Source organism: uncultured Thiocystis sp., from assembly GCF_903866365.1.
Lineage (GTDB): Bacteria > Pseudomonadota > Gammaproteobacteria > Chromatiales > Chromatiaceae > Chromatium.
On the sequence record NZ_CAIPNF010000133.1, the window covers coordinates 1 to 7,617 of the forward strand.

General features: G+C 62.9%; 12 protein-coding genes and 1 pseudogene. 6 read left to right on the forward strand and 7 right to left on the reverse strand.

Annotation, left to right across the window (positions count from 1 at the left end; translation table 11 throughout):
- Window positions 1-161: pseudogene (locus QZY07_RS07920) on the reverse strand (IS5/IS1182 family transposase); the annotation flags it as partial.
- A gap of 170 nt (window positions 162-331) precedes the next feature.
- Here QZY07_RS07920 and QZY07_RS07925 point away from each other — a divergent pair.
- Together QZY07_RS07925 and QZY07_RS07930 are read left to right on the forward strand one after the other, a co-directional pair.
- On the forward strand, window positions 332-1,690 hold the full coding sequence (locus QZY07_RS07925) for an IS1182 family transposase (protein WP_295401377.1): 1,359 nt from the start codon (window positions 332-334) through the stop codon (window positions 1,688-1,690).
- Between the two features lie 263 nt (window positions 1,691-1,953).
- The gene (locus tag QZY07_RS07930; RefSeq protein ID WP_295401378.1) at window positions 1,954-2,184 is read left to right on the forward strand and encodes a hypothetical protein; all 231 of its coding nucleotides are present in this window, start codon (window positions 1,954-1,956) and stop codon (window positions 2,182-2,184) included.
- A 70-nt stretch (window positions 2,185-2,254) separates the two neighbouring features.
- Here QZY07_RS07930 and QZY07_RS07935 read toward each other — a convergent pair whose 3' ends face one another.
- Both QZY07_RS07935 and QZY07_RS07940 read right to left on the reverse strand, forming a co-directional pair.
- Window positions 2,255-2,596 (reverse strand): helix-turn-helix transcriptional regulator, encoded by a 342-nt coding sequence (locus tag QZY07_RS07935; RefSeq protein WP_295401379.1) that lies wholly within the window; start codon window positions 2,594-2,596, stop codon window positions 2,255-2,257.
- Entirely contained in the window at window positions 2,593-2,796 is a 204-nt protein-coding gene (locus QZY07_RS07940) for a hypothetical protein (protein ID WP_295401380.1), read from the reverse strand. The genes QZY07_RS07935 and QZY07_RS07940 overlap by 4 nt, the downstream gene beginning before the upstream one ends.
- A gap of 117 nt (window positions 2,797-2,913) precedes the next feature.
- Between QZY07_RS07940 and QZY07_RS07945 the strand changes: the two genes are divergently transcribed.
- Window positions 2,914-3,348: a hypothetical protein gene (locus tag QZY07_RS07945; RefSeq protein ID WP_295401381.1), complete on the forward strand. Its 435-nt coding sequence runs from the start codon at window positions 2,914-2,916 to the stop codon at window positions 3,346-3,348.
- 72 nt (window positions 3,349-3,420) lie between these two features.
- Here the strand turns inward: QZY07_RS07945 and QZY07_RS07950 are convergent, their stop codons facing one another.
- The 4 genes from QZY07_RS07950 to QZY07_RS07965 form a co-directional block, all read right to left on the reverse strand.
- Window positions 3,421-3,762 carry a cyclic-phosphate processing receiver domain-containing protein gene (locus QZY07_RS07950; RefSeq protein ID WP_295401382.1) on the reverse strand — a complete coding sequence of 114 codons (342 nt, stop codon included), beginning with the start codon at window positions 3,760-3,762 and terminating at the stop codon, window positions 3,421-3,423.
- Window positions 3,759-4,706: a hypothetical protein gene (locus QZY07_RS07955; RefSeq protein ID WP_295401383.1), complete on the reverse strand. Its 948-nt coding sequence runs from the start codon at window positions 4,704-4,706 to the stop codon at window positions 3,759-3,761. Before QZY07_RS07955 ends, QZY07_RS07950 begins: the two co-directional genes overlap by 4 nt.
- 128 nt (window positions 4,707-4,834) lie before the next feature.
- Window positions 4,835-5,248 carry a type II toxin-antitoxin system HicB family antitoxin gene (locus tag QZY07_RS07960; RefSeq protein ID WP_295401385.1) on the reverse strand — a complete coding sequence of 138 codons (414 nt, stop codon included), beginning with the start codon at window positions 5,246-5,248 and terminating at the stop codon, window positions 4,835-4,837.
- Window positions 5,245-5,442: a type II toxin-antitoxin system HicA family toxin gene (locus QZY07_RS07965; protein WP_295401386.1), complete on the reverse strand. Its 198-nt coding sequence runs from the start codon at window positions 5,440-5,442 to the stop codon at window positions 5,245-5,247. The genes QZY07_RS07960 and QZY07_RS07965 overlap by 4 nt, the downstream gene beginning before the upstream one ends.
- A gap of 133 nt (window positions 5,443-5,575) precedes the next feature.
- On the opposite strand from QZY07_RS07965, the gene QZY07_RS07970 reads away from it, so the two are divergent.
- From QZY07_RS07970 to QZY07_RS07980, 3 genes are read left to right on the forward strand one after another with little or no spacing between them, the layout of a single operon-like run.
- Window positions 5,576-5,920, forward strand: coding sequence for a hypothetical protein (locus tag QZY07_RS07970; protein WP_295401387.1), 345 nt, complete (start codon window positions 5,576-5,578; stop codon window positions 5,918-5,920).
- Window positions 5,917-6,729: a protein phosphatase 2C domain-containing protein gene (locus tag QZY07_RS07975; protein WP_295401388.1), complete on the forward strand. Its 813-nt coding sequence runs from the start codon at window positions 5,917-5,919 to the stop codon at window positions 6,727-6,729. Before QZY07_RS07970 ends, QZY07_RS07975 begins: the two co-directional genes overlap by 4 nt.
- A 38-nt stretch (window positions 6,730-6,767) precedes the next feature.
- Window positions 6,768-7,448: a Uma2 family endonuclease gene (locus tag QZY07_RS07980; protein ID WP_295401389.1), complete on the forward strand. Its 681-nt coding sequence runs from the start codon at window positions 6,768-6,770 to the stop codon at window positions 7,446-7,448.
- Window positions 7,449-7,617 lie beyond the last annotated feature (169 nt).

Below are 7,617 nucleotides of genomic sequence, written 5' to 3' on the forward strand. Positions count from 1 at the left end.
ATCGCCGGGTGGTAGGGCCGCGAGCCGGTGCCAGCGTACGCCGCCACCAGTTGACTCAGATCGAGCCGATCGACGATCTCCACCACGAACCGCGCCAGATGATCTTCGGGCAGGTACTCCTGCACCGTCGCCGGGAACAGGACCGGCGTCTCCCGATCCATCGTTACGAAGTTCACCGCCATGCTGCTTACTCTCGTCGATGCGAACCCAGCCCTATTGTACCCGAAGGCTGGGCCGACAAGTCGGACAGCCTCCTAGCAGCCTGTCGGACTTTCCCGGTGCCGCGCGGCACTGCCGCCGGTAGAGCATCACCCCTGGGATGCCTGAGCCGATGAGCCACTTCCGTCCGATTCTGCGTGATGTCGACTTTCTGCTTCCACCGTCGGTGCAGGATTGGCTGCCCGAAGGGCATCTGGCGCGCGACGTCGTCGAGGTGGTGGAAGGGTTGGACCTGAGCGAATTGGAGCGGGCCTATGCTGGGCGCGGCAGTCCGCCCTATCACCCCGCCACCCTGCTGTCGCTATTGATCTACGGGTATGCCACCGGCTGCTTTTCCAGCCGCAAGATCGAGCGGGCCACGTATGATTCCTTGGCCTTTCGTTTCATCGCCGCGAACAGCCATCCCGACCACGATACCCTCGCGACCTTCCGCCAGCGCTTCGCCCAGGAGTTCGAAGCGGTCTTTGTCCAGGTGCTGCAGGTCGCGCGCGAGAACCAGCTCAGCCGCTTCGGCACGGTCAGTCTGGACGGGACCAAGATCCACGCCAATGCCAGCCGCCACAGCGCGCTGTCGTATGGGCACGCGGAAGCGCTCGAAGTGCAACTGAAGGCCGAGGTCCAGGAACTGCTGGCGTTGGCCGAAGCGGCCGATGGCGCCAACCTCCCCGACGGCATGAGCCTGCCCGAAGAACTCAAACGCCGCGAGGATCGCTTGGCCGCCATCGCCGCCGCCAAGGTCAAGATCGAAGCCCGGGCGGCGGAACGCTTTACCCGCGAGCAGGCCGGCCATGAGGCCAAACTCGCCGCTCGGGCGGCCAAAGCAACCGCCAGTGGCCGCAAACCAAGTGGCAAACCGCCCGCGCCACCGACTCCTGGTCCGCGTCCCAACGACCAGATCAACCTCACGGATGAGGAGTCCCGCATCATGCCGGTCGCCGGTGGCGGCTTCGAACAGTGCTACAACGCCCAAGCGCTGGTCGATACCGCCAGCCTGCTCGTGGTCATTCCGCAGGTCACTCAGGCGACCAACGACAAGCAACAGATCGCCCCGATGCTGGAGCGCCTCGCCGCGCTTCCCGAAGACCTTCCCCCGCCCAAGCAACTGACCGCCGACACCGGCTTCTTCAGTGAGGCCAACGTGGTCGCCTGCGAAAGCGCCAGCATCGAACCGCTGATCGCCATCCAACGCGACGAACACCATCCCCATTGGTCGGAGCGCTTCGCGAATCCGCCGGCTCCGCCACCCGAGGCCACGCCCGTTGAGCGAATGGTCCATCGGCTCCGGACCCCCAAGGGCCGTGCGACTTATGCCCTGCGCAAGCAGACCGTCGAGCCGGTGTTCGGCATCATCAAATCGGTGATGGGATTTCGTCAGTTTCTCACGCGCGGTCTGGACAACGTGCGCAACGAATGGAACCTGGTCTGCCTGGCGTGGAACCTCAAACGCATGGCTGTCTTGCGCCTGCAGTAAGGGAAATTCGTAGGAAAAATGCCTTTTTTGCCGAAAAAAGGCTATTTTCGAGGAAAATAGCCTCTTGATTGTCTTTTTCAGCCAATCCGAACGCTCAAGTCCGACAGGCTGCTAGCCCGCGTTTCTGGACGATGTGAAGCAACTTCAGGGCGGTTCCCGTTGGCCGCTTCTGGCCGATTTCCCACTTCTATTGGTGATTTGGTCTTTCTCATCGCGTCCCTCGATCAATTCCCCTGCCTGTTCCGCCTTGTGGAGCGCGGGGGATGTCAGTGACAGCACATGCGCCGCCAGTTTCTTCAATATTTGCTACGATGCCAGCGGCGACGAAACCAGGCTTGCTGATGGTGAAGCTGGAAGGGCGGACGGATGACGGCGCGGAGATTCCTCTGCCGCGCCCGATTGCCGAGCATTGTACCAACCCCGATTTAGCTGACTTGATTTGTGCAATCCTGAAATTTGCTGCGCAACCATCTCTCGAATCGGGACGGCGGTAGCCCGGCTGGAGCGAACAAGTGTGCACCCCAGCATCTTCCATGGTGGCGCTAAGGTTCGTTCCTCGCCCAGCTACTGAACGGTCAGCCGCAATTCCGGGCGTAGTCCAGCGCGCGTCGCCAGTGTCAGCAGCATGTCCAGACTGAAGTCCTCCACTTTTCCTTTGATCAGCCGCGAGACGCGCGGCTGGGTAATACCAAGCTGTCGTGCGGCCTCGGCTTGCGTCCAACCCCGTACCTTCAACTGCTCGGCGGTACGGATCATCACCTCGGCACGCAGCTTCAGCACTTCGGCTTCGGCAGGATCGAAACCCAGGTCGACGAAGACGTTGCCGCTGCTGTCGATGATGCGCGCGTCGCCTTCCCTGGGATCGACATCCTGCGGAATCACGGATGAATCAGTGTGGGCGCTCATGACTCCTCTCCAATCAGTTGGTAGCGTTTAGCCGCTAGGCCGATATCGGCTTTTGCGGTCTTCTGGGTTTTTTTTTGGAAGTCGCTCGGTTCGCCGCCATGCTGGACGGTCATTCGCTCGACACCCAAAGCACGCCGCGCGGCGGCAGGCATGTCGCGCAGATCGTCCAGACTGGAACCGATGAACTTGAGCGTCTTCATGCGGGTGATTATTCTTGTACTTGCATAAATAGACAAGTATTTGAATGGCAGGCGGGAGCGTCGATGCGGTATCCAATCTTCCACGTCATAAACATCGACACGGGCGCCCTCTCCGTCATGCCCGCACCCTACGCGCCCTGGCTGCGCCCGCACATCGGCGAACTCCGGGGGCTGGGCGTGACCAAGGTGCTCTCATTGTTGGAGGAGACGGAGGAAGCCGAGTTGCACTTGCAGGCGGAACGCCAGGTCTGCGCGGCACACCACATCGGCTTCGAGCGCGTTCCTATCCGCGACAGGGGTGTGCCGGAACCGCCCGTGCTGGCGAGACTCGTCGCGCGACTCCTGGACGAGGTGCGGGCTGGGGAACATCTGGCCGTGCATTGCCGGGGCGGCATCGGGCGCACGGGTCTGGTGGCCAGTTGCCTGCTCGTCGCCAGCGGGATGGAACCCGAGCCAGCCATGCGCCTGGTCTCGCTGAAACGCACGATCCCGGTGCCCGAGACGCCGACACAACGCGCCTTCGTTCATGCCTATGGCGGTTCCCGGCCATGACTCGGTAGACCGTCGATCCGTTTCGTCGGCGCGAAGCATGATCGGTTTCTATGGATCTGGTCGTGGCTGAGATCATGGCGACTCAAGCCCGCCACGAGTCGCCAACCGCTCGATCGACCGAATCCCCGCCAGCATCTTGGCCCGCGCGGACGGGTTGGCCGAATGCACGGTGATGACCGGCGGATCAAAGCCGCGCAAGGCCACGGCTTCCTCGATCCAGCAGATCACGTCATAGCCGGTCCCGCGCGCGTCGTCGCCGAGATCATGATCGAGGCTCACGGCTTGCGCGGTCCCCGTTTCCAGCCAGGCGATGACCTCCGCCGGCCAAGAGGTGCGGATCCAGCCCTCGGGCGTTGGTCGCTCGTCATCGAGAAAAATACGCCGCCATTGGATCGCTGACAGCCGGCGGTTCATCCCGGCGAGGGAACACTCGACTTAGCGAGTCCCGCGATCCGCGCCGCAGCGGACAAGGTGAGACGATGGAGGTCGACCAGTCCGCGCCGGTCGAGGCGCTGGCCAATGTAGCCGCCGGCGAGGACGAAGGCGATCGGCAACCCGCGACCCTGACACCAATCGAACACCAACCGCTCGCGTTCGGCCAGCATCGACTCGGCGATGCCGGCCAGTCCGCCGATGGCACAGTGCTGGAAGGGGTCCATGCCCGCGTTGTACAGGCACAGGTCGAAGGCGTCGCCGTTCAGCGCATCGAGCAGACGCTGGATGGTCGGGAGGTAATCGGCACTGTGCTTGACCATGACCAACCGCGCCTGAGCGGTCTCCGGATAACGGTCGTGGCGGTCGACGGCAACATCGAGTTGGCGGATCTGCGGTTCGCTTACGATCAGAGACGCGGTTCCACCCCCGCAATGCGCGTCGAGGTCCAGAATCAGCACGGATCTGGCCCCGGCGGCCAGTGCCGCGTGCGCCGCGATCACCAGACCGTTGAAGGTGCAGAACCCGTCGCCATACCCATAGGCCGCGTGGTGAAAACCGCTGGACAAGGAGCCGGCGACCCCGACGTCCAAGGCCGCCCGCGCGGCGGCGACCGCTCCGCCATGGGACGCCAACAGCATCGGCCACAACCCCGCATCCCAACGAAACCCTTGCGACTCGGCCAGGCTGCGCGGCTCGCCCGTCTCGATGGCCTGGACATCGTCCGGAGCGTGAACCGCGAGGAGCGGCTCGCGCGTGAGTAACGCCGGTTCGACCAGTTCAAGAGCGGGAATCGGCGTCTCGATCAGGGAATCGGCGATCCATTGGGCCTTGCGCGTGGTATCGAAGCGGTAGCCGGAGACGACAAACTCCGCACGATAGAACACAGGGACCACGCCGGTCTTGCGAACCAGACTCTGGGGCATCGTTCTCTCCGATGAGGAATTGGCTCCGCCCCATTCTCCCATTTTTTGCGACAGAGGCTGTCGCGTACATCCGGCGCGGCATCCTCCCCATTCTCCTCCTGGAGATCCTTGAAAATCACGAGGTGCCGCTATCGAAGGTCCGCGCCGGATCGCATCGCCGCCCGCGCGGCCTCGGCCAGAAACCCGGATCGGGTTGCGCCATGCGCGCGGGCGTAATCGTCGATCTTGGCGAGCAACAAGCGCGGCAGGGTGATGTTGAGTTTTTCCGCCGGGCCGAAATAGCGCTCCACCGGCACCTCGACCACCGCCCAAATCCAGCCCGCGAAATCAGGATTGGCTTGATGTTCCGTCAAGGTCTTGGCGGACGGAAGATCGCCGCCGTCTTCAATCACGGTCTCGCACCACAGGTCGATCGCCTCCCGTGCCTGGTCAATGGCGTCATCCAGGGTATCCCCCGCCGAAAAGCAGCCGGGCAAATCGGGCACGACGACCCCAAACGCCGTCGCTTCGGTGCCAGGTTCAATGGCGATGATGAATTTCATGAGCCGCTCCTGTCGCTGAGTCCAGCCTGTTTCAGCAATTGATGCACCAAACCCACGCCTAAATCCTGTTTGGGATGGGGTACGCTGATGTGACCGGGTTTGCTGGGATGCGTAAACACATGATGACTACCCTTGACGCCCCGCAGCGTCCAACCATCCGCTTCCAGCCGCTTGATGACTTGCTTGCGATGCATGGTGGTTATGATAACCCTCACAAGGACGCACTGGGACAGCGATCTTATGATCTTCTTCCACCCCAGTCTTTTTGCGACATACTCTGTCGCGCGTGTCTGTCACACTCGGCTTCATCTGTGAAGGAGACCTGTGATGCTTCTGTTATCCATTCGTCGCCGTTGGTTGGGGATTGACTGCTTTGGTGCCCTGAGCCTGCTCCCCTTGGTCTGCCCCGCTGACGCGACCCTGACCCCGCAACCTCTGGCGAAGCTCGGCTCCTGTCCGAGCGGCTACACCGCCAGCGGTCAGTACTGCAACCCTGGCCCGAAGGCCCGTGTCGCCCTGGAGAAACGCGGCCAGTGTCCGAGCGGATATACGACCAGCGGCGCCTACTGCCTGGCGGGTCAGCAGGCGCGGCCAGCGGTGCCGAAGCGCGGTGCGTCCTGTCCCTCCGGTTGGTCCGCCAGCGGCGCGTATTGCCTGCGGAAACGCCCATGACGAACGCCATCCATCTGGCCGCCACTCAGCACCGGGGACGGCTCGCGCGCATTCAGCAGGATGCCTTGCTGGTCGCCGGCGACATCGCGCAATCCCCGGATGCGCCGGTGACGTCGCTGACCTTGAGTCGGTCGGAAGGGCTTTGTGCCTTGGCCGATGGGGTCGCGATCAGCCCCGTCCCGCAGCTGGCCAGCCGCACGGTGCTGGAGTCGCTCCGGACGGCGGACCAGACGCGGGCCGATCGGTTGCAGGACGGCTGGATCGGTCCCCGGCTGATTCGCCAGCATGTCCAGACGCACTTGTGCCGCCGTTTGGCCCACGACCGCCGCACCCACGGCGCGGCCAGCACCCTGGCCCTGCTGCAATGGCGCGACGCCCGGTTCAGCGTGGTCAATGTCGGCGACTCAAGGGTGTATCGCATCGGCGCCGATGGCGTCTGGCAGCGACTTTCCAAGGATCACACCTATCGTCAATCCATGATCGAGCGCGGCGAGATCGACCCGGATCAGTCGGTCGGGCAGCTTTACAACGATTTGGAACATATGCTGATCGCTGACGAGGCGGAAGAGGACTTTGCCGTGCAGTGGCGGCAGGGAGATTGGGTGCCGGGAGACACCTTCCTGCTCTGCACCGATGGCGTCCATGACACCCTGGGCGATGATCGATTGGCCGCGCTCTATCGGGCGGATCGGTCGGTGGCGGAGCAGGCGATCCGTTACCGGGAGGCGGTTCTCTCGGCCGGTGCGCCGGATAATTTCTCGTTGATTTTACTGCGGGGCGAGCGCCGCGAAGAATCGCCTGTTCTCTGATAGGCTCCACCCACCACCAGCAGCAGCGGATGATCCTCATGCCATCCTCCCAACCTCTGATCTCAACGACACCCGTGCCGCCACCTCGGATTGCCGCCGGGACGATGACCCCAGAAGCGACCGTCCCGACGCCGGGCCGAATCGATCTACAACTCCCGTCCGAGATGCCACGCGATGACGACTGGCTGTTCGCGCTCTGTCAGGCCAACCGCGCACTGCGGATCGAACGCACGTCACAGGGAGACCTCGAAATCATGTCGCCGACCGGCGCCGAAACGGGTGCCAGAAACTCCGAGTTAAATCGCCACGTCGGGAATTGGGCCGCCGCCGACGGGCGCGGTCGGGTCTTCGATTCCTCCACCGGCTTCCTGCTGCCCAATGGCGCCATGCGCTCGCCGGATCTGGCCTGGGTCCAACGTGTGCGTCTGGCCGAACTCAGCGCGCCGCAGAAACGCCAGTTTCTGCCCCTGGCGCCGGATGCGCTCATCGAGCTGGCCTCGCCGAGCGACGCCCCCGAGACGCTCCACGCAAAGATGCGGGAATGGCGCGACAACGGGGTGCGTCTCGGCTGGCTGATCCTGCCCGAGCAGCGGCAGGTGTGGCGCTATACGCCGGAAGCGGAACCGGTTTGTCTCGATCACCCGGCTGAATTGCGCGACGAGGATCTGTTGCCGGGGTTGGCGGTGCCGCTGGGTGGGATTTGGGAGACGGGGTTGTAATTGTCGACAAGCAATACTTACTGTGACGCCATAGGTGTTCGGGATTTTTTAAGCCTGGACTTCCAGAAGCAACCTATTTAAACGACCTAAGGATGTCTCTCTTTTCTTATAATTTGGATCGAAAATTTCGTTTGCAAAAAGCTTTATCTTATTCGCTAGGTTATTAAAG